Genomic DNA, 20,250 nt, shown 5'->3' with positions numbered 1-20,250 from the left:
AAGTAACCGATTTTGGTTCATTTTAATTGCAAGTATTGCCGTCGTGTACGGCGCCTTGTACTGGATTTTTTCAGGAGATTTATACATGCCCTAAATGCTTAACGGTGGCCTTGGATGAGCATTTACGCCCCCAACCGCTGTAATAACAGTTGTGGCAAAACCAGTTGCAATAACAGCGATGGTAGAAAGGATTATTTCATCAAAGGTAATGACAGGGATACCTGCTACAACGGCGGCTAAATCAAAACCAACAATAAGCACACCAACGTTCCAAGTCGTTTTTGCTGAAATCATTTGAGCGAGAAGATCGAAACCGCCTGTACTAATATCGAGTAAAAACATAATACCAGCACCGACCCCTAACATTAAGCCGCCAATAACCGCACTTGCTAATGGACCGAGTATCGGGGTTTCTGGAATGAAGGCAGCAAAAAAGTCAATCATTAAAGAGGATACAATGACACCGGCCAGAGAATTAAAAAAGAACGGTCGATAATAAATCCATGCGAAGATATAAATAGGGATGCTAACAACGATAATGGTCATCCCAACAGGTACATTCCATAAATAGTGTGCAATTAAGCCAATACCTATAATGCCTCCATCTAACAAATGATAAGAAACGAAGAAGAAGTTAATTCCGACACTAATAAGTAGACAGCCTAAAAATAAAATTAGTACGTAGCGTAATCCTTTTCCCACTTTATCACCCTCACACAACAATTAGCTAAGCTTGGTTATACATATGCGGACAACTCTTTAACTATGCTGACATGCTGTATGAGGGAGAAAAGCTTTACTGTGGAATGGATTGTAAAAAGACAAACCCTAGAAATAATAGAACAGCAACGACGATTAACGCGATTTTAATCTTTTTGTTCCGTTCTCGATTTTTCCAGCGGTCTGGATTAAACGACACTTCGTCTTCGTCAATATAAGCTTTACGTGTACGTGTTCGATAGACAAATGGAGTCGTAGCGCCAATTAAAAACAGCGGGGCAAGCAATCCACCGGAGACGAGACCGAATATGTGACCAGTAATGCTAATGCCCGGATTGATGAATGTCATAATGACGCCAATAATTACAAGCGGAACGATAATTTGCGATGTTTGTCTGCTAATGAGATCATTACGGTATAAATAAATGTACAAATAAACACCGAATAAACCATAAATCGACCCTGACGCACCAAGATGTAAGTAAAAAGGATCTTGGAGAAAAAATGTGACGATGTTAGCCAGCACACCTGGTAATAAGTAAAGGAAAACAAATTTCCACTTTTTAATCATCGACTCCACAGCAGGTCCGAAAATCAAAAGCGCACCCATGTTAAAGGCAAGGTGAAACAAATCGCTATGGAGAAAGATTGGTGTTATCAGTCTCCAATACTCGCCATAAGAAATCGCTAAATTAAAGCCGATCCCAGCTTCGCGAATGACTGGAAAAAGAGTCATTAACAAAAATATCACTACGTTTAGCGCAATAATCGTGGAGACGATAGGGTAATTTCTTATATAAGAAGAAAACGTCTCATTTCGAAAAAACATAAGCAAGCTCCTTTTACATAAAGTGATCATTTTATTCTATTCGTATTATAACAGTTCCATACCGCAAGACATACTAAGAAAGGGTGAGGAGATGATTGCCGGAACCGGTATTGATATCATTGAAATTGACCGCATCAAAAAAGTGCTCTTGCGCAAGCCAGAGCGATTTATTGCGCGGGTTCTAACAAAAAAAGAGTTTTCTCGTATTGCTTCAGCTGAACAATCGCGGCAAGTAGAGTACATTGCTGGACGTTTTGCTGCAAAAGAAGCTTACGCGAAAGCAACAGGAACTGGAATTGGTGCCCATCTTTCTTTTCAAGACATTGAAATTCTAGCTGACCACATGGGGAAGCCGGAAATTTGGATAAAAGGAGAAAAAAATTTTTTGAGTCATTTATCCATTACACACTCAAAGGAATACGCATTTGCGCAGGTGATTATTGAGCGAACCTGAAAACTTGTCACGACTTGTCTGCATATTGCTTGGACCCCGCTCATATAGTTTACAGCAACAGGGGTATTGGATTTTGTCCAATCGCCGAATGTGAGCTGAAGGGGTGAAGAGTAAGATGAAAAAAAAGGTGTGGCTTTCGCTAGTCGCTGCTTTATTAGTCGTGATTTTAGTAGGGTGTGGCGAGAAATCGCAAGAAGACGTGTTAAATGATGTAGAAAAGGCACTTGAAGAAACAACAAGCTACAAGTCAAAAGCAACGATGCAGTTAGCTACAGGTCAAGAACCACAAACTTATGACGTTGACGTTATGCAAAAAGATCAAACGTATTATAAAGTGGATTTGAAGAATACATCAAATGACCAAAGCCAAATTATTTTAAAGAATGACGAAGGGGTCTTTGTTCTTACACCTGCATTAAATAAAGTATTTCGTTTCCAAAGCGACTGGCCAAAAACAAGCAGTCAAGCTTATCTTTATGAGTCATTGCTGAAAGATATTAGCTTAGGCGCTGACATGGAATTTACTCAAGATGATGATTTCTATACGTTTACAACAGCTACGATGTACCAAAACAAAAATTTAAATAGCCAAGAAATTCGCTTGCACAAGAAAGATCTAAAACCAGCCTCTGTTAAGATTATGGATGCAGACGGGAATGTGTTAGTCGATCTTACGTTTACAGAGTTTGAAAAGAATCCTGAAGTAGCGGCAGAGGAATTCGAAACAGAGAAGGTTATGACGGGAGCGCAAATGTCTGAACCGACAATGGCCGATCCTGAAGAGGAGTTAAATGAAGAATTTCGTATATATTACCCTGAATTTGTTCCTGATGGTGTAAATGATCAGCCGCAAGAAGATCAAGTGGAAACAGGAGACCGTACAACGTATGTACAGCAATATTCAGGTGATAAGTCATTCACGCTTATTCAAGAACAAGCACAAGCGGTTCCAGCATCTGCACCGCAGAACTTAGTGTCAGCTGAAATTGTTGATTTAGGCTTTGCGGTTGGTATCCAGATGAATGATACGATTATGTGGTCACACAATGGCTCTGACTTCTCACTGTTATCACAAGACATGGAAACAGAAGAGTTAATTGAAGTTGCGCGTTCAGTTGTAGCGGTAGGCGAGAAATAAGTGGAGTGCAAGCTGTCGTTCGTTTGAAAATGAAACCGGTCATGGGGAACCCGTGCCCGGTTCTTTTTATTAGAAGGAACGCAGGTGTTGCAACATATGATGGTTTGAGAACCCTGTTGTTGGAGATATTCAATACAACAATGAATGAGTTTTTTATCGGAACACAACTAAATAAAATCGAAGTTGCATAGATTAACAAGAGTAGGTAAAACTAGGATTCGAGACGACGTTTGCGCCAAGCAACTTATTCAAATCGGGCAAATTTATTTTTTCAAAAGAGGCTTTGCAAAGTTAGGTGTAGAATGCTATGATGAAACATGTAGAACATGTATATATGAACGGACTAATTCGGCGTCTAGGCCATACACACTGAATGAATGAGGTGGACACTGTGCTTGAACAAGAAAAATGGAATGATCCAAGACTAAAAGACCGTGCTGAACTGAAGGCTGAAATTCGCGAATCGATGCAACAAGGCTATATGGAAATGGCAAAAATTAATCTAACGATTGCATCAGAAGCCTTTCTTGCTGAGGAGGAAGCTAATCATACGCTGACACGTCTTGTTAGTGGGGTGTAGCCTTTGATAGTGAAACGCGGAGATGTCTATTTTGCTGATCTATCTCCAGTTGTAGGATCAGAGCAAGGTGGGGTACGACCAGTGCTCATCATTCAAAATAACATTGGAAATCGGTTTAGTCCTACTGTTATTGTTGCAGCGATTACGGCTCAAATTCAAAAAGCAAAATTACCTACACATGTAGAAATAAACGCTAGCAAGTATGGATTTGATCGAGATTCTGTTATTTTACTTGAGCAGTTACGAACAATTGATAAACAAAGACTGACAGACAAGATTACTCATCTCGATGAAAAGATGATGCATTCAGTTGATAAAGCATTGACAATCAGTTTAGGATTGATTGACTTTTAACCCCTCGGTGTTGATTAGGGGTTTTTTTGTGTCTAAATGACAGGCTAACAAAAATTAGTATTGTGATCAAACATATAATCCTTTGCAACGAACCGAAACTCGTGGAATAATAGGGGGAAGGATGTTCTTAGTGGGAGGAGGAGACAAATCAATGCAGTCCTATATTGTCTCGTACTTGAAAAAGAATAGGGGTAAGCTACTAGATGAATGGGGAAAGAAGCTAACGGAACTTCGATCTGAAAACTACTTACAATCGTTAACAGATCAATCATTCGAAAAAACAAACCAAGAGTTTTTAGATTTAATGCTTGAAACCGCGGACGAACGAAGTGAAAAACTTAATAGTAAAATAAATGATTATGTACACCGCTATATTCAAAATGGAGGGACGCTTCATTTCCTATCACATTCCATTCACCTTCTGCGTAAAGCGTGTCAGCAACTTGTGCTTGATTCAGATTTTGAAAAGAAGGAAGCACTGGAATTTCTTATAGAGCTAGACGAGTGGATTGATAAACGAATGAACCGAATCGTTAAAGATTATTCGGAAGCGTGGGAAGAAACCATTGAACTGCAAAAATTGTCTCTATTAGAACTATCTGCGCCGCTTATCCCTGTTTTTGAAGGGATTACCGTTATGCCTTTAATTGGAAGTATTGACACGGCGCGGGCAAGATTAATAATGGAGAATTTATTAGAAGGTGTCATTGAAAATCGCTCTAAAGTCGTATTAATTGATATTACAGGTGTCCCTGTTGTGGATACAATGGTTGCTCATCATATAATTGAAGCATCTGAAGCTGTACGACTTGTGGGCACTAAGTGTATACTAGTAGGAATTAGACCTGAAATTGCACAAACGATTGTCAATCTAGGAATAGATTTAACAAAATTTCCAACGAAAAGTACTTTAAGAAAGGGCGTTGTCACAGCCCTTGAAATAACAGGTAAACAATTATCGGATATGTAATTGGAAGGAGAAATGGAATATGAGAATTCCAATTCTGAAATTAAATCAGTATTTGTTAATCAGCATACAAACCGAGCTTGATGACCAAACGGCTCTTCAGTTTCAAGAAGATTTATTAGGGAAAATTCATGAAGAAGGCTCTAACGGTGTTGTCATTGATTTAACAAGTGTTGATATGATTGATTCTTTTATTGCAAAAGTTTTAGGTGATGTCGTTGATATGTCGAGTTTAATGGGGGCGAGAGTTGTATTGACTGGCATTCGGCCGGCTGTTGCCATTACGCTAATCGACATGGGCATAAAATTAGAGGGTGTATCAACCGCTCTAGACCTTGAGCAAGGACTCGCAAGTTTGCAACAGGAATTGGAGGGTTAATTATGGATAATCTCCAATCCGCTGTTGAAGTGAATAATGAGTGGGGCATCGTGGCGGCTAGACAAGCAGGTCGTGATCTGTCTCGCCAAATTGGTTTTGGAAATGTCGATCAAGCGCGCATCACTACAGCCATCTCAGAGCTTGCACGGAATATTTATTTGTATGCAAACCGAGGAGAAATTCGTCTGGAAGTTGTAGAAGATACGAATAATCCTAGAGCTCGTAGAGGTATTCGGGTAACAGCGACAGACGAAGGTCCAGGAATTCAAAATATAAGACAGGTTATGGTTGATGGGTTTACAACATCTAGTGGTTTAGGTGCTGGTTTACCTGGTGTAAAACGATTGATGGATGAGTTTACCATTGATTCTGAAGTAGGAGTGGGAACAACAATTACCGCAACGAAATGGACAAGGTAAGGAGGGGCGTGAATGCCATTGACTGACCATAAATTACAACTCTCCTATAAGCGGATTTTAAAAGATTTTCTTGAGAATCAATCAGAGGAAAGTCTTTATGAAGCGCAAAAGATAAGCAAATTTCTTCTGGAGCAACAAATCTCTCCAGAAGAGTTTGTGAGCATTCATTTTAAGTTATTAACAGAATTATTACCCGCCATTGATAAGAAGGTTAAGGATTCGTTTGATTTATTACTTGAGGTTATGATGGGTTATGGCTTAGCGTATCAAGAGCACCAAATATTAAGAAATCGACAGCAAGAATTAGAATCGGAAATTGAGGTTGCTGCAAATATGCAGCAAACGTTAATGCCGCAAGAGAAGCCAAATGCCAACTTTCTCGATGTTGGCGTTGTTTCGGTACCTGCTAAAAAAATGAGCGGTGACTATTATCATTATGTACATGATGATAATAGAGGACTTGGAATGGCGATTGCGGACATTATTGGGAAAGGCGTCCCGGCCGCTTTATGTATGTCGATGATTAAATACGCGATGGACAGTTTGCCTTCTGAACAACAATTGCAACCGTCTGTCTTATTAGAAAATTTAAATCGTGTCGTTGAGCAAAATGTTGACGATAGTATGTTTATTACGATGATGTATGGTTACTATAACAGAACAACCTCTGATTTTCATTATTCTGGAGCTGGTCATGAACCAGGCTTTTTTTACAGTGACGAGAAAGATGCTTTTGAAGAGCTACGAGCTAAAGGGCTTGTATTAGGTGTATCTCGGAAAACGACCTACCGTGAATACATACGTCATTTAAACATTGGTGATTTTGTTGTTCTTTTATCAGATGGTGTGACTGAATGCAGAGTTGGCGACGACTTTATAGAGAGAGATGAAATCACAGATCTTATTCGTAAATATATGCATTTATCAGCTCAGGAAATGGTTGATCATGTATATGATGAGTTAATGAAGTTACAAGATTTCACGTTAAGGGATGACTTTACATTAATTATTTTGCGAAGAAAGGTTTAAAGTAAATTAATACGTGGTAAGAGAGTACAATGGAAATGAAATGGTCTTTTAGGAGGAGTAACAAGTATGAACCTTTCAATAAAGTCTGAACAAGTGGAATCCGCTTATCATATACACCTTTCGGGAGAAATTGATGCCTACACGGCACCTCAATTAAGAGAATCATTACTTCCTTTAGCTGAAAAAGAAAATCAACAAATTAACATTCATTTTGATGAAGTAGAATATATAGATAGTACAGGTTTAGGCGTATTTGTTGGTGTTTTAAAAGCAACAGATGCGACAAACAGTGAATTAACGTTATTGGGAATGTCTAGTCGAATCAAACGATTATTCTCGATTACTGGTCTTGATGAAGTCATTTCGATTAAAGAGAAGGAGGGACAAGGGTGATGGAACAAAATGATCGCATCCATCTAGAACTTCCTGCAAAGCCGGAATTTGTTAGTATCGCACGTCTAACAGTTTCAGGTATAGCGAATCGTTTAGGTTTTTCTTACGACGACATTGAGGATTTGAAAATTGCCGTAGCTGAAGCATGTACAAATGTAGTCGAGCACGCTTATTCAGAAGACGGATTTATTTCATTAGCTTGCTATATCTTTGAAGACCGAATTCAAATTGTAGTAGCTGACCAAGGAAAAAGCTTTGACATAGCGGAAGTGGAAAGCCGTCTTGGTCCTGTTGATGCCAAGAAGCCCGTTGGAGATTTAAAGGAAGGAGGGCTTGGCTTATTCCTCATTAGTACGTTAATGGATAAAGTAGAAATTAATGAAGACAACGGCGTGATGCTCGTTATGACAAAGTACCTTTACGAGAGTGGGGTGAAGGAAAGTGTCGACGGAATCTCTTCCTTACAATCAGAATAAGGATGAAATTTATCAGTGGATAGAGGAATATCAACGCACAAAAAATGAAGAAGTTCAAGTCCGCCTTGTGAAACATTTTGAGGCACTTGTTCGTTCTTTATCTCGAAAATTTTCAAAGGGTAGAGAATACGACGAAGATCTCTTCCAAGTTGGAATGGTTGGATTACTTGCGGCTTTAAACCGCTATAATGAAGAATACGGAAGAAGTTTTGAATCTTTTGCCGTACCCACTATTGTAGGGGAAATCAAGCGTTTTATCCGTGATAAAACTTGGAGTGTCCATGTTCCACGAAGAATTAAAGAACTTGGTCCTAAGATAAAGAAAGCTGCTGATGCGCTAACGATTGAACTTCAGCGTTCTCCTTATGTGCATGAGATTGCTCAGTACCTCGAAGTTGGCGAAGAAGAAGTACTCGAAACAATGGAGATGAGCAAGAGTTATCAAGCTCTTTCTGTAAATCGTTCGCTAGAAGCAGATCAAGAAGGTGGAGAAGTTACGCTCCTTGATCTAGTAGGGAATGATGATGATGGCTATGAACAAGCTGATCAAAAAATGTTGTTGGAAAAAGCATTTCAGGTTTTAAATGAACGTGAAAAAGAAATTTTGCAATGCACGTATTATGAGAATCTTAGCCAGAAAGAAACGGGAGAAAAATTAGGAATTTCACAAATGCACGTATCCCGTTTGCAACGACGCGCGTTACAAAAACTCCGCGATTCCATTCGAATAGAGCCAACGGAGATTTTCTAATGGTCACATATTATAAAGATCATCATATCGATGTGGCAACCGTACAGAAAACAAAGCCGGGAAATACTGTGTGTGGCGATGGCCATATTGTGCTACAGGCAGATACGTACACGATTTGTGCTGTGATCGATGGCCTTGGAAGTGGCAAGGGGGCGCACCTTTCAGCGGAGAAAGCGATTCGTGCCATTCAAGATCATCAAGGCGAAGACGCACAACAGATTCTCGAGCATTGCAATGAGTATCTTACGAATGAAAGAGGCGCAGTTATTACGCTACTAAGAATTGACTACGAAGCCTCAACTTTAACGTATTCAAACTTTGGCAACATTGGGTTTATCCTTTATCAACCAGATGGAACGGTTGTTCAACCATTACCAAAAAGAGGATACTTATGTGGACGTGTGCAAAAGCTAAGTAGCGAACAGTTTAGTTACAAACCAGGTTCAAGATTTGTTATGTACTCTGATGGAATTGAGCAAGTACCTAAACTGCATCAGTACAAAGTGCCTTCCTGTTCAGTTAGCGATAATTTATTGCACGGTGATTTTTATAGTAACAAAGATGATGCTACACTTATGGTAGGTAATTTAAAATAAGCAGGGATTGCATAAATCAGCTGCTTATTTTTTTATGTTATGATAAATGGTGAAAGTGTGGAAAAAAGGAGGAAGTACGTATTGGAACAATGGATTAATCAAACCGTTAAAAAAACAAATTTATCAGTTAAGCAAGTTCAGAATGTCGTCTCCTTATTGCAAGAAGGGAATACGGTTCCTTTTATCGCACGCTATCGTAAGGAACAAACAGGTGCGTTAGACGAAGTTCAAATTAAATCAATTGCTGATACATACGACTATGAAAAAAATCTCTCGGAACGAAAAGATGAAGTGGTTCGCTTAATTGCAGAACAAGATAAATTAACAACAGAATTAGAAAAGAAAATAACGAGCGCAACACAGCTTCAACAAGTAGAGGATTTATACCGGCCATATCGTCAAAAAAGACGAACCAAGGCGACGATTGCAAAAGAGAAAGGCTTAGAACCATTAGCCACGACGATGTTGACATACCCAAGTTCGTTTCAAATCGAAAAAGAAGCGCAATCTTATATAAATGTAGAACAAGAGTTGAATACGGTTGAGGATGTCCTTGCAGGCGTAAATGATATTGTTGCCGAAATTGTTGCTGAAGACCCAAAAGTAAGAGAGGCATTAAGAGCTGCAGCAATGAAAGAGGGACTTATTACAGCCGAATTGAAGAAGGGTGCTGAAGACGAGAAAGGTGTGTTTAGCCATTATTACGAGTATCAGGAATCTGTCAAAACCATTGTGCCGCATCGAACGTTAGCTTTAAATCGTGGTGAGAAAGAAAATGTCCTTAAAGTTGGCTTATCGTTTCCGAAAGAAGCGTTTATTGAAAAAGTGGAACGTTTGTTTATTCGAAAACACGGTTCTCCAGTTGTACCAGTAATTGAAGCAGCAATAACAGATGCTTACACAAGGTTAATTGAACCTTCTATTGAGAGGGAAGTGCGAAATCGCTTAACTGAAGTGGCGGAAGAGCAAGCCATTTCGATTTTTGCAGAGAATTTAAAGCAATTATTGTTACAACCTCCAATGAAAGAGCAAGTCATACTTGGCATTGACCCTGCTTTTCGGACAGGCTGCAAATGGGCGGTTATAGACGATACCGGCAAACCTCTAGATATTGGCGTTATATATCCAACGGCGCCGCATCATAAAGAAAAAGAAGCGGCAGAGGTCGTTCGAAACCTTATTACAAAATACCAGGTCAAAATGGTTGCGATTGGGAATGGTACAGCGTCAAGAGAAACGGAACAATTTGTCGCTAGTGTATTGAAGGATGTAAAAGATACCGTTTTTTATGTCATCGTAAATGAAGCCGGGGCAAGCGTCTATTCTGCTTCCGAATTAGCTCGTAATGAGTTTCCTGAACTGCAAGTGGAGCAAAGGAGTGCGATTTCAATAGCGCGAAGGCTTCAGGATCCGCTAGCAGAGTTAGTGAAAATTGACCCGAAATCAGTTGGGGTCGGGCAATATCAACATGATGTGACGCAAAAGAAGTTAAACGAATCTCTTCGATTTACTGTAGAAACGGTTGTAAACCGGGTTGGTGTCAATGTAAATACCGCTTCAGCAGCTTTATTATCTTATGTGTCAGGGTTAAATAAAACGCAAGCAACAAATATTGCAAATTACCGTAATGAAAATGGTGCATTTGTGAGCCGAGTGGAATTAAAGAAAGTTCCGAGGTTAGGAAAAAAATCGTTAGAGCAAGCTGTTGGGTTCCTACGTATTGCTGGTGGGAAAAATCCGCTCGATGCAACAGCGATCCATCCAGAAAGTTATTCAGAAGCAAACACGATTTTAGAGACACTTAAGGCAACCGTTCATGAAATTGGAAGCAATGATTTAAAAGAAAAAGTGAACGGGGTACGAAAAGAAGAATTGCAACAATCACTGGATATTGGTCACCATACGCTTGAAGATTTATTAGATGCGTTTATCCGTCCGAATCGAGATCCGAGGGACGAAGTAACGGCGCCCCAGCTAAAGCAAGATGTTTTAAAAATGGAAGATCTAGAAAAAGGAATGGAACTACAGGGGACTGTCCGAAATATCGTCGATTTTGGTGCTTTTATCGATATAGGGGTTAAACAAGATGGGCTTGTTCACATCTCTAAATTAGCGAATCGTTTCGTGAAACACCCACTGGATGTTGTATCCATAGGAGAAATCGTGACAGTCTGGGTTGAAACCATTGATTATGAGAAAGAGCGCATTGGACTTACGATGAAGCAACCATAAAATAAATGAGGAGAGCATGACGGCTCTCCTTTTTTTGTGGTACCATTTAAATGGTCTTCTTATTCGTAAAGCGGCTTTGCGCCGTCGATCTATAATAAAACCAGCACTGATTAAGTACTTTAATTTGGTGACGATTTTTTTCGTTATATGCTTTTTTTAATTGATTTTGAAGCCAAGTTGGCAAAACGAAATCGCTCCTTCCGCTTTTCAAATAGTATATGCCTGCGGGTTTGTCAGTGTTGATGATTATTTTTAGGAGGCGTTATGACAAACGAAGAATTACAGCGATTAACTGAAGAATTATCTCACTCCTATTTTGGTCTTCCTTTTAAACATAAGGCGATGTTTAATGGACGATTACGTACAACAGGAGGACGCTATTTACTCTCAAGCCACCATATTGAATTAAACGAAAAACATTTCCTGAAGTATGGAAAAGAAGAGCTTATCGGCATTATTAAGCACGAATTATGCCATTACCACCTACATTTGTTAGGCAAGGGCTATCGCCACGGCGATCAAGATTTCAAACAACTGCTGAAAAAAGTTGGTGCGCCGCGCTTTTGTCGTTCGGTAAAAGAAGAGAAAAGCCCATCTTTCTTAGTGTATCAATGTATGTCGTGTACACAGAAATATTATAGAAAAAGAAAAGTGAATCAATCCAAATATGTATGTGGAGTATGTAAAGGAAAACTTGCATTTTTATCATAAAAAAGTCTTGCACTTAATTAGTGGCTTATGATATATTATAGAAGTCGCTAAGGAGACAAGCGATTTTTACATATTCCACAGTAGCTCAGTGGTAGAGCTATCGGCTGTTAACCGATCGGTCGCAGGTTCGAATCCTGCCTGTGGAGCCATGGAGAAGTACCCAAGTGGCTGAAGGGGCGCCCCTGCTAAGGGTGTAGGTCGTGTAAGCGGCGCGAGGGTTCAAATCCCTCCTTCTCCGCCATTTTTATAAATGGCCCGTTGGTCAAGCGGTTAAGACACCGCCCTTTCACGGCGGTAACACGGGTTCGAATCCCGTACGGGTCACCAACACGATTGTTTTAGTAAATTAGATAACCTTTAAGTTTATCTAAAGTTGAAAATTGACAAAGAGAATCGAGTAGATTGAGGACAAGAAATGCTTGAAGGAGAGAGTGTACAACTGTACATGACTGACTGAAAGACATGAATTGGACGAAAAAATACGAAGGTTATCTAAAGTCATATTTGGAGGATTAGCTCAGCTGGGAGAGCACCTGCCTTACAAGCAGGGGGTCGGCGGTTCGATCCCGTCATCCTCCACCATGTATATTGGTCCGGTAGTTCAGTTGGTTAGAATGCCTGCCTGTCACGCAGGAGGTCGCGGGTTCGAGTCCCGTCCGGACCGCCATTATATTATTTTGTTTTTTCGCGGGTGTGGCGGAATTGGCAGACGCGCTAGACTTAGGATCTAGTGTCTTTATGACGTGGGGGTTCAAGTCCCTTCACCCGCACTTTTTAAAAAGTGCTTTTTTTATTCAATGAGCGGTTGTGGCGGAATGGCAGACGCGCTAGGTTGAGGGCCTAGTGGGAGTTAAATCCCGTGGAAGTTCGAGTCTTCTCAACCGCATAATAGTTAAAGTTACGAGTACCAAGACAAGTCGTCTTGGTACTTTTTGTATTGTGATTCTAAAAATAAAGGTCATGTTTAATGTAGTGGTGTTTGTCTTAATGACGATCGATTAAAGATAGGGAATACTGGCTCAACTGAGCACGCCTTCGCATAGAGTATGATAAATGAGAAGGAGTGATAGAAGGTGACTAATCCTTATTTTCATCGTGGCTACATGAACCATATGCCAATGAGGTCATTACCGGCCATTGATACGACCACGTTATCTCAGTCGGTTCATCAGTTTGAGTATTTATTAAAACAAAGCCAATTATTAATGTCGAGACTTGAAGATAAGCAATTTTCATATCAATTAATGGATGCTGCTCAGAAAAGCAACCAACCTCTTGTGGACCAACTAATTAAGTCCATACCAGGTTTGACCGTGGTGACGAATATACAATACTCCCCCACAGGAGTTGTGTTTCAAATGCAGTCTCCTGGTATGAATGAAGGTGAAAGTTGTTGCTCCTTGTCCGTTGTTTTAAAGTGGGGATGAGGCAATCTACTTTAATGGGTAGTCGCTAAGGTTAACAAAAGAATAGCCTTGGTCAAGTAATAGAGGAATGGCTTCTTTTAGCCCTTCGGCGGTTCCGCTATTCGGTTGATTCATGTGTAGCAAAGCAATTGCGCCTGGTTCAGCTTGGTTAACGAGTGCATCAGCCACTTGATTTGGCGTGTAAGTAGCACCTGCATCACCTAATATGGAATAATTGACCGGTATTATGTTTAAATCATTGAGCATGTAGACAGTAACATCGTCAAAATAAGCAGTGCCAGGACGGAACATGGTTGGTTCCTTGCCTGTCGTTTCAGTAATGAGTTGATGATTGGTCATGACTTCTAGATGAGCTTCTTCTATAGAATGTGTTCCCTTGATACCCCAAGCTACCTCCCCATTCACTGAAAGAGGCTTATGTTCTGTTCCGTGATTCTCAATTTGAAACAATGGATGGTTCGCTAACTTTAGAAATTGGTCGGAGTTATGATTAATCCAGCGCGCATTAATAAATAAGGTCGCTGGAATTCTATGCTCAATTAAATAATTGATTAATTCCTCATCATATTGACTACCGTGTTCACCTCCACAAGCATCAAGTGTTAAGGCGATGACCTTTTCAGATGTATCTAGTTTTGTTTTGACCCCTGAAATAAATTCTCCCCATTCAGTTGGTGCTTGATCTTGATAAGCATTTAAGTCAAATTGATCTCTATCTAGACTTTGTAAAAAAGAAGGAGTGGCTGTACTTCTTTCGATGATTGTTGGGGATTTAACCGAGAGAGAAGTCACTTGAGTGTTGTCCAAGTTAGAAGTGCAACTTGCGAATAGTAAACATGAAACTGTCAGTGTAAGTGGTTTAATATAATTCATAGAGTTATCCTTTCAATTTGACTATATGTTTATTTTAATTGCTCAAAAGAGTATGGACAACTCTGAAACTGGTCTATAATAAGGGTTAGAAGTAATACTTGAATCAGGGGAAGATTCTGTCTTTAATTTTCTTTTAAAAAACTATTGTCCGGTTCGAGTATTTATGATATATTTCTATTTGTCGTCAACGAGACGGTGAAGCAAACAATAAGCGCCCGTAGCTCAATTGGATAGAGCGTCTGACTACGGATCAGAAGGTTAGGGGTTCGACTCCTCTCGGGCGCGCCATTACGGGAAGTAGCTCAGCTTGGTAGAGCACTTGGTTTGGGACCAAGGGGTCGCAGGTTCAAATCCTGTCTTCCCGACTCTTTTCTTTAAAATATATTTGCGGGTGTAGTTTAGTGGTAAAACCTCAGCCTTCCAAGCTGATGATGTGAGTTCGATTCTCATCACCCGCTCCATACTTATAGCACCATAAGTTGATGGGCCTGTAGCTCAGCTGGTTAGAGCGCACGCCTGATAAGCGTGAGGTCGGTGGTTCGAGTCCACTCAGGCCCACCATGAAAAAAGTGTTGACAATTTTCCTTTCAGTTATTATGATAGAAAAGTTGCTAAAACAAAACGAGTTCTTTGAAAACTGAACAAAAGCCAAGCGTAAAAGAGATACAAGGTATCTCGTCAATGAAGTTAGACACAGCTTTAAAAAATGTGCAACAGCTTAGGATCTTCGACTAAGACCGCAACGTCGTGTTGCAACGTCGAAGTCAACACATCCGTGTGTAAGAAAACACTTTTAACGGAGAGTTTGATCCTGGCTCAGGACGAACGCTGGCGGCGTGCCTAATACATGCAAGTCGAGCGGACAGAAGGGAGCTTGCTCCCGGAAGTTAGCGGCGGACGGGTGAGTAACACGTAGGTAACCTGCCCCTTAGACTGGGATAACTCCGGGAAACCGGAGCTAATACGGGATAATAAAGAGAATCGCCTGATTTTCTTTTGAAAGACGGTTTCGGCTGTCACTAAGGGATGGACCTGCGGCGCATTAGCTAGTTGGTAAGGTAACGGCTTACCAAGGCGACGATGCGTAGCCGACCTGAGAGGGTGATCGGCCACACTGGGACTGAGACACGGCCCAGACTCCTACGGGAGGCAGCAGTAGGGAATCTTCCGCAATGGACGAAAGTCTGACGGAGCAACGCCGCGTGAGTGAGGAAGGCCTTCGGGTCGTAAAGCTCTGTTGTGAGGGAAGAACAAGTGCCGGCGTAACTACCGGCACCTTGACGGTACCTCACCAGAAAGCCACGGCTAACTACGTGCCAGCAGCCGCGGTAATACGTAGGTGGCAAGCGTTGTCCGGAATTATTGGGCGTAAAGCGCGCGCAGGCGGCTTCTTAAGTCTGATGTGAAATCTCGGGGCTCAACCCCGAGCGGCCATTGGAAACTGGGGAGCTTGAGTGCAGAAGAGGAGAGTGGAATTCCACGTGTAGCGGTGAAATGCGTAGATATGTGGAGGAACACCAGTGGCGAAGGCGACTCTCTGGTCTGTAACTGACGCTGAGGCGCGAAAGCGTGGGGAGCAAACAGGATTAGATACCCTGGTAGTCCACGCCGTAAACGATGAGTGCTAGGTGTTAGGGGTTTCGATGCCCGTAGTGCCGAAGTAAACACATTAAGCACTCCGCCTGGGGAGTACGGCCGCAAGGCTGAAACTCAAAGGAATTGACGGGGACCCGCACAAGCAGTGGAGCATGTGGTTTAATTCGAAGCAACGCGAAGAACCTTACCAGGTCTTGACATCCTTTGACCACTCTGGAGACAGAGCTTCCCCTTCGGGGGCAAAGTGACAGGTGGTGCATGGTTGTCGTCAGCTCGTGTCGTGAGATGTTGGGTTAAGTCCCGCAACGAGCGCAACCCTTAATCTTAGTTGCCAGCATTTAGTTGGGCACTCTAAGGTGACTGCCGGTGACAAACCGGAGGAAGGTGGGGACGACGTCAAATCATCATGCCCCTTATGACCTGGGCTACACACGTGCTACAATGGATGGTACAAAGGGCAGCGAAGCCGTGAGGTGGAGCCAATCCCATAAAGCCATTCTCAGTTCGGATTGCAGGCTGCAACTCGCCTGCATGAAGCCGGAATTGCTAGTAATCGCGGATCAGCATGCCGCGGTGAATACGTTCCCGGGTCTTGTACACACCGCCCGTCACACCACGAGAGTTTGTAACACCCGAAGTCGGTGAGGTAACCTTTTGGAGCCAGCCGCCTAAGGTGGGACAAATGATTGGGGTGAAGTCGTAACAAGGTAGCCGTATCGGAAGGTGCGGCTGGATCACCTCCTTTCTATGGAGTATTTACTCTAGTCGATATATGACCGTTGGTCATATAACGCTTCGGATCTTTTGTTCAGTTTTGAAAGAACTCTTTCTTTCTTATTAAAATGGGCCTGTAGCTCAGCTGGTTAGAGCGCACGCCTGATAAGCGTGAGGTCGGTGGTTCGAGTCCACTCAGGCCCACCATTTTAATGAAACGGGGCCTTAGCTCAGCTGGGAGAGCGCCTGCTTTGCACGCAGGAGGTCAGCGGTTCGATCCCGCTAGGCTCCACCAAACGAATATTACCCCCTGATAAGGGTTTTATTTATGTCTGAATGAATGATTCAGAAAATGCGATGGGTATAGAACCAAGCTAGATGCCTGGTACCTACATCCTGTAGGCATGGTTCTTTGAAAACTAAATCTAAAATCAACTCAAATAAAGTTTTGTTCATCGGTTTTAAACTGTTTGAACGAGACGTCAAGAATTCATAAACCTTTTAGGTTAACCAAGTTGCGAAGAAACCCTTTCGGGAATCGGAAGCAACGATTGACAAAGAGAAGCGAGAAGATCGAGGATGGGAAATGCTTAATGGAAGGATCGTAGTTTTCTACGTGACTGACGGAAAGACAGGAACCAGACGATGAGATTCGATGCTAATCTGACGTCAAAATGGATAAGTTAGAAAGGGCGCACGGTGAATGCCTTGGCACTAGGAGCCGATGAAGGACGCGACGAACAGCGATATGCTTCGGGGAGCTGTAAGTAAGCTTTGATCCGGAGATTTCCGAATGGGGGAACCCACCATCCGTAATGGGATGGTACTCCTACCTGAACACATAGGGTAGGTAGAGGCAGACCCGGGGAACTGAAACATCTAAGTACCCGGAGGAAGAGAAAGCAAATGCGATTTCCTGAGTAGCGGCGAGCGAAACGGAATCAGCCCAAACCAAGAGGCTTGCCTCTTGGGGTTGTAGGACACTCTATACGGAGTTACAAAGAAACGGAGTAGGTGAACTGTCTGGAAAGACAGGCCGAAGAAGGTAACAGCCCTGTAGTTGAAACTTCGTTTCCTCCAGAGTGGATCCTGAGTACGGCGGGACACGTGAAACCCCGTCGGAATCCGGGAGGACCATCTCCCAAGGCTAAATACTCCCTAGTGACCGATAGTGAACCAGTACCGTGAGGGAAAGGTGAAAAGCACCCCGGAAGGGGAGTGAAAGAGATCCTGAAACCGTGTGCCTACAACTAGTCAGAGCCCGTTAATGGGTGATGGCGTGCCTTTTGTAGAATGAACCGGCGAGTTACGATAACGTGCAAGGTTAAGCTGATGAGGCGGAGCCGCAGCGAAAGCGAGTCTGAATAGGGCGAGTGAGTACGTTGTCGTAGACCCGAAACCGGGTGATCTACCCATGTCCAGGGTGAAGGTCGGGTAACACCGACTGGAGGCCCGAACCCACGCATGTTGAAAAATGCGGGGATGAGGTGTGGGTAGGGGTGAAATGCCAATCGAACTCGGAAATAGCTGGTTCTCCCCGAAATAGCTTTAGGGCTAGCCTCGAGTGATGAGTTTTGGAGGTAGAGCACTGATTGGACGAGGGGTCCCCACAGGATTACCGAATTCAGTCAAACTCCGAATGCCAAAAACTTTAACTCGGGAGTCAGACTGCGAGTGCTAAGATCCGTAGTCAAGAGGGAAACAGCCCAGACCATCAGCTAAGGTCCCCAAGTATACGTTAAGTGGAAAAGGATGTGGAGTTGCTTAGACAACCAGGATGTTGGCTTAGAAGCAGCCATCATTGAAAGAGTGCGTAATAGCTCACTGGTCGAGTGACTCTGCGCCGAAAATGTACCGGGGCTAAACGTATCACCGAAGCTATGGCAATCCCAGTAGGGATTGGGTAGGGGAGCGTTCCAAGGACTGTGAAGCTAGATCGTGAGGACTAGTGGAGTGCTTGGAAGTGAGAATGCCGGTATGAGTAGCGAAAAGAGGGGTGAGAATCCCCTCCGTCGAAAGCCCAAGGTTTCCTGAGGAAGGCTCGTCCGCTCAGGGTTAGTCGGGACCTAAGCCGAGGCTGAAAAGCGTAGGCGATGGACAACAGGTTGATATTCCTGTACCACCTCGTATTTGTTTGAACGATGGGGGGACGCAGAAAGGTAGGGTGAGCGCGCCGCTGGCTGTGCGCGTCGAAGCATGCAAGGCTGGAACATAGGCAAATCCGTGTTCCGTGAAGGCTGAGCTGTGACCGTGAAGGACCCAAGGGTCCGAAATCCCTGATCCTCCGCTGCCGAGAAAAGCCTCTAGTTAGAATACAGGTGCCCGTACCGCAAACCGACACAGGTAGGCGAGAAGAGAATTCTAAGACGCTCGGGAGAACTCTCGTTAAGGAACTCGGCAAAATGACCCCGTAACTTCGGGAGAAGGGGTGCTCTATTAAGGTGAATAGCCTGAGAGAGCCGCAGTGAATAGATCCAAGCGACTGTTTAGCAAAAACACAGGTCTCTGCCAAGCCGCAAGGCGAAGTATAGGGGCTGACACCTGCCCGGTGCTGGAAGGTTAAGAGGAGGGGTTATCCGCATGAGGAGAAGCTCTGAATTGAAGCCCCAGTAAACGGCGGCCGTAACTATAACGGTCCTAAGGTAGCGAAATTCCTTGTCGGGTAAGTTCCGACCCGCACGAATGGTGCAACGACTTGGATACTGTCTCAACGAGAGACCCGGTGAAATTATAGTACCTGTGAAGATGCAGGTTACCCGCGACAGGACGGAAAGACCCCATGGAGCTTTACTGTAGCTTGATAGTGAGTGTTGGTACCATTTGTACAGGATAGGTAGGAGCCTAGGAAACCGGAGCGCTAGCTTCGGTGGAGGCGTCGGTGGGATACTACCCTGATGGTGCTGACATTCTAACCTCGACCCGTGATCCGGGTCAGGGACATTGTCAGGTGGGCAGTTTGACTGGGGCGGTCGCCTCCTAAACAGTAACGGAGGCGCCCAAAGGTTCCCTCAGAATGGTTGGAAATCATTCGTAGAGTGCAAAGGCATAAGGGAGCTTGACTGCGAGACCTACAAGTCGAGCAGGGACGAAAGTCGGGCTTAGTGATCCGGCGGTGCCGTATGGAAGGGCCGTCGCTCAACGGATAAAAGCTACCCTGGGGATAACAGGCTTATCTCCCCCAAGAGTCCACATCGACGGGGAGGTTTGGCACCTCGATGTCGGCTCGTCGCATCCTGGGGCTGAAGTAGGTCCCAAGGGTTGGGCTGTTCGCCCATTAAAGCGGCACGCGAGCTGGGTTCAGAACGTCGTGAGACAGTTCGGTCCCTATCCGTCGCGGGCGTAGGAAATTTGAGAGGAGCTGTCCTTAGTACGAGAGGACCGGGATGGACATACCGCTGGTGTACCAGTTGTTCCGCCAGGAGCATCGCTGGGTAGCTACGTATGGACGGGATAAGTGCTGAAAGCATCTAAGCATGAAGCCCCCCTCAAGATGAGATTTCCCATGGCGTAAGCCAGTAAGACCCCTTAGAGATGATGAGGTTGATAGGTCAGAAGTGGAAGTGTGGCGACACATGGAGCGGACTGATACTAATCGGTCGAGGGCTTATCCTA

General features: G+C 43.2%; 19 protein-coding genes, 13 tRNA genes and 2 rRNA genes. 30 read left to right on the top strand and 4 right to left on the bottom strand.

Annotated elements, in window-relative coordinates:
- Positions 1 to 90: 90 nt before the first annotated feature.
- Both ABC361_RS16195 and ABC361_RS16190 read right to left on the bottom strand, forming a co-directional pair.
- Positions 91 to 702 (bottom strand): YitT family protein, encoded by a 612-nt coding sequence (locus ABC361_RS16195; protein WP_413074891.1) that lies wholly within the window; start codon positions 700 to 702, stop codon positions 91 to 93.
- Between the two features lie 94 nt (positions 703 to 796).
- Positions 797 to 1,549: a rhomboid family intramembrane serine protease gene (locus tag ABC361_RS16190; protein ID WP_413074890.1), complete on the bottom strand. Its 753-nt coding sequence runs from the start codon at positions 1,547 to 1,549 to the stop codon at positions 797 to 799.
- Positions 1,550 to 1,640: 91 nt separating this feature from the next.
- Between ABC361_RS16190 and acpS the strand changes: the two genes are divergently transcribed.
- The 13 genes from acpS (at position 1,641) to ABC361_RS16125 (ending at position 11,317) form a co-directional block, all read left to right on the top strand.
- Complete coding sequence (gene acpS, locus ABC361_RS16185) at positions 1,641 to 2,003, top strand: holo-ACP synthase (RefSeq protein WP_413074889.1); 363 nt, start codon at positions 1,641 to 1,643, stop codon at positions 2,001 to 2,003.
- A gap of 115 nt (positions 2,004 to 2,118) precedes the next feature.
- Positions 2,119 to 3,141 carry a LolA family protein gene (locus tag ABC361_RS16180; RefSeq protein ID WP_413074888.1) on the top strand — a complete coding sequence of 341 codons (1,023 nt, stop codon included), beginning with the start codon at positions 2,119 to 2,121 and terminating at the stop codon, positions 3,139 to 3,141.
- Between the two features lie 373 nt (positions 3,142 to 3,514).
- Positions 3,515 to 3,721, top strand: a complete 207-nt coding sequence (locus tag ABC361_RS16175) for an antitoxin (protein ID WP_099303524.1) — start codon at positions 3,515 to 3,517, stop codon at positions 3,719 to 3,721.
- Between the two features lie 3 nt (positions 3,722 to 3,724).
- Entirely contained in the window at positions 3,725 to 4,075 is a 351-nt protein-coding gene (locus ABC361_RS16170) for a type II toxin-antitoxin system PemK/MazF family toxin (protein ID WP_099303522.1), read from the top strand.
- Positions 4,076 to 4,226: 151 nt separating this feature from the next.
- The gene (locus tag ABC361_RS16165; protein WP_413074887.1) at positions 4,227 to 5,045 is read left to right on the top strand and encodes an STAS domain-containing protein; all 819 of its coding nucleotides are present in this window, start codon (positions 4,227 to 4,229) and stop codon (positions 5,043 to 5,045) included.
- A gap of 19 nt (positions 5,046 to 5,064) precedes the next feature.
- Positions 5,065 to 5,421, top strand: a complete 357-nt coding sequence (locus ABC361_RS16160) for an STAS domain-containing protein (RefSeq protein ID WP_035398810.1) — start codon at positions 5,065 to 5,067, stop codon at positions 5,419 to 5,421.
- 2 nt (positions 5,422 to 5,423) lie between these two features.
- Positions 5,424 to 5,840 carry an anti-sigma regulatory factor gene (locus ABC361_RS16155; protein ID WP_413074886.1) on the top strand — a complete coding sequence of 139 codons (417 nt, stop codon included), beginning with the start codon at positions 5,424 to 5,426 and terminating at the stop codon, positions 5,838 to 5,840.
- 12 nt (positions 5,841 to 5,852) lie between these two features.
- Complete coding sequence (locus ABC361_RS16150; protein WP_413074885.1) at positions 5,853 to 6,869, top strand: PP2C family protein-serine/threonine phosphatase; 1,017 nt, start codon at positions 5,853 to 5,855, stop codon at positions 6,867 to 6,869.
- A 66-nt stretch (positions 6,870 to 6,935) separates the two neighbouring features.
- Complete coding sequence (locus tag ABC361_RS16145; RefSeq protein WP_413074884.1) at positions 6,936 to 7,262, top strand: STAS domain-containing protein; 327 nt, start codon at positions 6,936 to 6,938, stop codon at positions 7,260 to 7,262.
- Positions 7,259 to 7,738 (top strand): anti-sigma B factor RsbW, encoded by a 480-nt coding sequence (gene rsbW, locus ABC361_RS16140; protein WP_099303511.1) that lies wholly within the window; start codon positions 7,259 to 7,261, stop codon positions 7,736 to 7,738. Before ABC361_RS16145 ends, rsbW begins: the two co-directional genes overlap by 4 nt.
- Positions 7,704 to 8,489 carry an RNA polymerase sigma factor SigB gene (sigB, locus tag ABC361_RS16135; RefSeq protein ID WP_099303509.1) on the top strand — a complete coding sequence of 262 codons (786 nt, stop codon included), beginning with the start codon at positions 7,704 to 7,706 and terminating at the stop codon, positions 8,487 to 8,489. Before rsbW ends, sigB begins: the two co-directional genes overlap by 35 nt.
- Entirely contained in the window at positions 8,489 to 9,085 is a 597-nt protein-coding gene (locus ABC361_RS16130; protein ID WP_413074883.1) for a PP2C family serine/threonine-protein phosphatase, read from the top strand. The genes sigB and ABC361_RS16130 overlap by 1 nt, the downstream gene beginning before the upstream one ends.
- Before the next feature lie 39 nt (positions 9,086 to 9,124).
- Positions 9,125 to 11,317, top strand: coding sequence for a Tex family protein (locus ABC361_RS16125; RefSeq protein ID WP_413074882.1), 2,193 nt, complete (start codon positions 9,125 to 9,127; stop codon positions 11,315 to 11,317).
- Positions 11,318 to 11,363: 46 nt separating this feature from the next.
- On the opposite strand, the gene cmpA is transcribed toward ABC361_RS16125, so the two are convergent.
- A complete protein-coding gene (cmpA, locus tag ABC361_RS16120; RefSeq protein WP_099303503.1) occupies positions 11,364 to 11,501 on the bottom strand; it encodes a cortex morphogenetic protein CmpA in 138 nt (45 codons plus the stop codon).
- Between the two features lie 80 nt (positions 11,502 to 11,581).
- Here cmpA and ABC361_RS16115 point away from each other — a divergent pair, with 80 nt between their 5' ends.
- The 9 genes from ABC361_RS16115 to ABC361_RS16075 all read left to right on the top strand — a co-directional run bounded on the left by ABC361_RS16115 (position 11,582) and on the right by ABC361_RS16075 (position 13,455).
- Positions 11,582 to 12,028: a SprT family protein gene (locus ABC361_RS16115; RefSeq protein ID WP_413074881.1), complete on the top strand. Its 447-nt coding sequence runs from the start codon at positions 11,582 to 11,584 to the stop codon at positions 12,026 to 12,028.
- Between the two features lie 74 nt (positions 12,029 to 12,102).
- A tRNA-Asn gene (locus ABC361_RS16110) sits at positions 12,103 to 12,177 on the top strand.
- A 1-nt stretch (position 12,178) separates the two neighbouring features.
- Positions 12,179 to 12,269 (top strand) — tRNA-Ser (locus tag ABC361_RS16105).
- A gap of 11 nt (positions 12,270 to 12,280) precedes the next feature.
- A tRNA-Glu gene (locus ABC361_RS16100) sits at positions 12,281 to 12,355 on the top strand.
- A 179-nt stretch (positions 12,356 to 12,534) separates the two neighbouring features.
- A tRNA-Val gene (locus tag ABC361_RS16095) sits at positions 12,535 to 12,610 on the top strand.
- A gap of 8 nt (positions 12,611 to 12,618) precedes the next feature.
- A tRNA-Asp gene (locus ABC361_RS16090) sits at positions 12,619 to 12,695 on the top strand.
- Between the two features lie 20 nt (positions 12,696 to 12,715).
- Positions 12,716 to 12,798, top strand: a tRNA-Leu gene (locus ABC361_RS16085).
- 31 nt (positions 12,799 to 12,829) lie between these two features.
- Positions 12,830 to 12,914, top strand: a tRNA-Leu gene (locus ABC361_RS16080).
- 187 nt (positions 12,915 to 13,101) lie between these two features.
- Entirely contained in the window at positions 13,102 to 13,455 is a 354-nt protein-coding gene (locus ABC361_RS16075; RefSeq protein ID WP_413074880.1) for a YuzC family spore coat inner layer protein, read from the top strand.
- A gap of 6 nt (positions 13,456 to 13,461) precedes the next feature.
- Here ABC361_RS16075 and ABC361_RS16070 read toward each other — a convergent pair whose 3' ends face one another.
- Entirely contained in the window at positions 13,462 to 14,328 is an 867-nt protein-coding gene (locus tag ABC361_RS16070; protein ID WP_413074879.1) for a polysaccharide deacetylase family protein, read from the bottom strand.
- A gap of 211 nt (positions 14,329 to 14,539) precedes the next feature.
- Here ABC361_RS16070 and ABC361_RS16065 point away from each other — a divergent pair.
- The 8 genes from ABC361_RS16065 (at position 14,540) to ABC361_RS16030 (ending at position 20,250) form a co-directional block, all read left to right on the top strand.
- A tRNA-Arg gene (locus ABC361_RS16065) sits at positions 14,540 to 14,616 on the top strand.
- Positions 14,617 to 14,619: 3 nt separating this feature from the next.
- Positions 14,620 to 14,693 (top strand) — tRNA-Pro (locus ABC361_RS16060).
- A gap of 22 nt (positions 14,694 to 14,715) precedes the next feature.
- Positions 14,716 to 14,789: transfer RNA gene (locus tag ABC361_RS16055), tRNA-Gly, on the top strand.
- A 23-nt stretch (positions 14,790 to 14,812) separates the two neighbouring features.
- Positions 14,813 to 14,889, top strand: a tRNA-Ile gene (locus ABC361_RS16050).
- Between the two features lie 232 nt (positions 14,890 to 15,121).
- Positions 15,122 to 16,669 (top strand): 16S ribosomal RNA (locus tag ABC361_RS16045).
- Between the two features lie 99 nt (positions 16,670 to 16,768).
- Positions 16,769 to 16,845: transfer RNA gene (locus ABC361_RS16040), tRNA-Ile, on the top strand.
- A gap of 12 nt (positions 16,846 to 16,857) precedes the next feature.
- Positions 16,858 to 16,933 (top strand) — tRNA-Ala (locus ABC361_RS16035).
- A 381-nt stretch (positions 16,934 to 17,314) separates the two neighbouring features.
- Positions 17,315 to 20,250, top strand: a 23S ribosomal RNA gene (locus tag ABC361_RS16030).
- Together the 16S and 23S rRNA genes with 6 tRNA genes alongside form the textbook arrangement of a ribosomal RNA operon.

The sequence above is a fragment of the Shouchella phoenicis genome, from assembly GCF_047238345.1.
Lineage (GTDB): Bacteria > Bacillota > Bacilli > Bacillales > Bacillaceae_D > Shouchella.
This window is presented reverse-complemented; position numbering and strand designations above follow the sequence as displayed.

Excerpts from the sequence above, each read along its gene's own strand:
- ABC361_RS16190 (WP_413074890.1), bottom strand. The coding sequence starts at position 1,549 with ATGTTTTTTCGAAATGAGACGTTTTCTTCTTATATAAGAAATTACCCT.
- acpS (WP_413074889.1), top strand. The coding sequence starts at position 1,641 with ATGATTGCCGGAACCGGTATTGATATCATTGAAATTGACCGCATCAAA.
- ABC361_RS16180 (WP_413074888.1), top strand. The coding sequence starts at position 2,119 with ATGAAAAAAAAGGTGTGGCTTTCGCTAGTCGCTGCTTTATTAGTCGTG.
- ABC361_RS16175 (WP_099303524.1), top strand. The coding sequence starts at position 3,515 with ATGAATGAGGTGGACACTGTGCTTGAACAAGAAAAATGGAATGATCCA.
- ABC361_RS16165 (WP_413074887.1), top strand. The coding sequence starts at position 4,227 with ATGCAGTCCTATATTGTCTCGTACTTGAAAAAGAATAGGGGTAAGCTA.
- ABC361_RS16160 (WP_035398810.1), top strand. The coding sequence starts at position 5,065 with ATGAGAATTCCAATTCTGAAATTAAATCAGTATTTGTTAATCAGCATA.
- ABC361_RS16155 (WP_413074886.1), top strand. The coding sequence starts at position 5,424 with ATGGATAATCTCCAATCCGCTGTTGAAGTGAATAATGAGTGGGGCATC.
- ABC361_RS16150 (WP_413074885.1), top strand. The coding sequence starts at position 5,853 with ATGCCATTGACTGACCATAAATTACAACTCTCCTATAAGCGGATTTTA.
- ABC361_RS16145 (WP_413074884.1), top strand. The coding sequence starts at position 6,936 with ATGAACCTTTCAATAAAGTCTGAACAAGTGGAATCCGCTTATCATATA.
- ABC361_RS16130 (WP_413074883.1), top strand. The coding sequence starts at position 8,489 with ATGGTCACATATTATAAAGATCATCATATCGATGTGGCAACCGTACAG.
- ABC361_RS16125 (WP_413074882.1), top strand. The coding sequence starts at position 9,125 with ATGATAAATGGTGAAAGTGTGGAAAAAAGGAGGAAGTACGTATTGGAA.
- ABC361_RS16115 (WP_413074881.1), top strand. The coding sequence starts at position 11,582 with ATGACAAACGAAGAATTACAGCGATTAACTGAAGAATTATCTCACTCC.
- ABC361_RS16070 (WP_413074879.1), bottom strand. The coding sequence starts at position 14,328 with ATGAATTATATTAAACCACTTACACTGACAGTTTCATGTTTACTATTC.